This window comes from Allobosea sp. CER48, assembly GCF_044752385.1.
Lineage (GTDB): Bacteria > Pseudomonadota > Alphaproteobacteria > Rhizobiales > Beijerinckiaceae > Allobosea.
In genome coordinates, this window is record NZ_JBIWYK010000430.1 from 1 (window position 1) to 2,595 (window position 2,595).

At 67.7% G+C, this 2,595-nt stretch carries 2 protein-coding genes; both read left to right on the forward strand.

Annotated features, from left to right (window positions below; translation table 11 throughout):
- The coding region (locus ACIPIA_RS13920; protein WP_400510404.1) for a TRAP transporter large permease at positions 1-1,235 on the forward strand (1,235 nt) is incomplete at its 5' end.
- A gap of 75 nt (positions 1,236-1,310) precedes the next feature.
- A complete protein-coding gene (gene pncB, locus ACIPIA_RS13925) occupies positions 1,311-2,591 on the forward strand; it encodes a nicotinate phosphoribosyltransferase (RefSeq protein WP_400510405.1) in 1,281 nt (426 codons plus the stop codon).
- Positions 2,592-2,595 lie beyond the last annotated feature (4 nt).

Below are 2,595 nucleotides of genomic sequence, written 5' to 3' on the forward strand. Positions count from 1 at the left end.
TGGGCGCGCCATTGCCGTTCGCCCTTCTGGCCGGCGTCTCGCTGACGGGGCCGTTCGGCGGGTTGTTGCCGGAGCCCGCTATCGTTCAGACGATGGTCGGCGGGGTCGGCAAGTTCCTGCTTCTCGCCATTCCCTTCTTCCTGCTCGCTGGCGAATTGCTGACGGAAGGTGGATTGGCCGAACGGCTGATCCGTTTCGCGGCGACGCTCGTCGGGCATTGGCGCGCGGGGCTGGCACAGACGGCGCTGGTCGCCAGCGTGCTGTTCTCGGGCGCTTCCGGCTCCTCGGTCGCGAACGCCGCCTTCGGCGCCAAGGTCATGGCGCCGACCCTGATGGCGCGGGGCTATCCGCCGGCCAACGCCGCGGCGATCGTCGCGGGCGTCTCGATGCTCGACAACATCATTCCGCCCTCGATCGCCTTCCTGATCCTGGCAAGCGCGACGAATCTCTCGGTCGGCTCGCTTCTGGTGGGCGGCTTCGTCGCCGGCGGCGTGCTGGCGCTGGCGCTCGCCATCGGCATCCATCTGAGCGTGCGCGGCGTCGTCGATGCGGCGCCGAGGGCGAGTGCCGCCGAACGGGGCAGGGCGCTTGTCGGCGCCATTCCCGCGATCGGCCTGGGCGTCGTCGTCGTGGCGGGCATCCGCTTCGGCGTGGTGACGGTGACGGAGGCCTCGGCTCTCGCGGTCGCGTATGCCGTGATCGCCTGCCTGGCGCTGCGCAGCCTGAACGGGCGCGGGGTACTGGCGGCGCTGCGCAAATCGGCGGCCGAAGCGGCGGCGATAGGGCTGCTGATCGGAGCCTCGGCGCCGTTCGCCTTCCTGCTCGCTGTCGATCGCATCGCGGAGCAGATGGCGGCGCTCGTGACCGCTTTCGGCGCCGGGCCCTACGCGGTGATGCTGCTTGCCAATCTGGTGCTGCTGGTGGCCGGGCTCTTCCTCGATATCGGAGCGGCGATCCTGCTGCTTGCGCCACTATTGCTGCCGGTCGCGGTTGCCGCGGGACTGGATCCGATCCAGTTCGGCGTGGTGCTGGTCGTCAATCTGATGATCCATGGCCTGACGCCGCCGCTCGGCATTCTCGTCTATGTCGTCAGCGGCATCATGCGCGTGCCGGCGGGAGCGGTGTTCCGGGCCGTGCTGCCCTTGCTGGGCGTGCTGCTGGCGGCACTCATGGTCCTGTCGCTGGGCATGGCTGCGTGGCCCGCGCTTGCGCCGGAGCTCAAGGCGCTGTTCTGATGCCGGCTTCTTCACCCCGGCGCCCGCGCCGTTTCGTCGCCTCCGCCGTGAGCCTGCCCCGGACCTGATGCCGACATGATCTTCACCGACATCGCGACGCGGACCTACAACCATGGCTGGCGGCTCGACCCGATCATCCGCAGCCTGCTCGACACCGATTTCTACAAGCTGCTGATGCTGCAGATGATCCGGGCCTTCCATCCGGACGTGCAGGTCACCTTCTCGCTGATCAACCGCTCGAAGCATATCCGCCTCGCCGATATCGTAGACGAGGGCGAGTTCAGGGCGCAGCTCGACCATGCCCGCTCGCTGCGTTTCACCAAGAACGAGCTGATCTGGCTGGCGGGCAACAGCTTCTACGGCAAGACGCAGATGTTCTCGCCCGAGTTCATGGCCTGGCTCGCCGATTTCCAGCTGCCCGAATACGACCTGCGCCGCGTCGACGGGCAGTATGAGCTGCATTTCGAGGGGCCCTGGACCCACACCACGATGTGGGAGGTGCCGGCGCTCGCGATCGTCAACGAGCTGCGCGCCCGGCGCGTCATGGTCGGCCAGAAGCGCTTTTCGCTCGACGTGCTCTATGCCCGCGCCAAGGCCAAGATGTGGGGCAAGGTGGAGCGACTGCAGAAGCTGCCGAACCTCAAGCTCTCCGATTTCGGAACGCGCCGGCGCCACGGCCATCTCTGGCAGCGCTGGTGCGTCGAGGCGCTGAAGGAAGGGCTGGGGTCCGCCTTCACCGGCACCTCCAACGTGCTGCTCGCCATGGATGCCGATCTCGAAGCGATCGGAACGAACGCGCACGAGTTGCCGATGGTGCTGGCCGCACTCGCCGATTCGGACGAGGAATTGCTGCGCGCGCCCTATCGCGTGCTGGACGAGTGGCGGCAGGTCTATGGCGGCAACCTCCTGATCGCGCTGCCGGACGCCTTCGGCACCCAGAGCTTCCTTCGCAACGCGCCGGACTGGGTGGCGGACTGGACAGGGTTCCGCCCGGACAGCGCACCGCCGATTCCCGCCGGCGAGGCGATCATGGATTGGTGGCGCGAGCACGGCCGCGATCCGCGCGAGAAGATGCTGGTCTTCTCCGACGGCTTGGATGTCGATGCGATCGAGCGCGTCTACCATCATTTCGACGGCAAGGTCCGCATGGCCTTCGGCTGGGGCACGGATCTCACCAACGACCTCGTCGGCTGCTCGCCGGACGGTTCGCGTGCGCTCGATCCGATGTCGCTGGTCTGCAAGGTCACCAGGGCGAATGGCCGGCCGGCGGTGAAGCTCTCCGACAATCCCGAGAAGGTCTCCGGCGATCCGAAGGCGATCGAGCGCTATCGGCGGGTCTTCGCCGGGGCGCGATGACGGG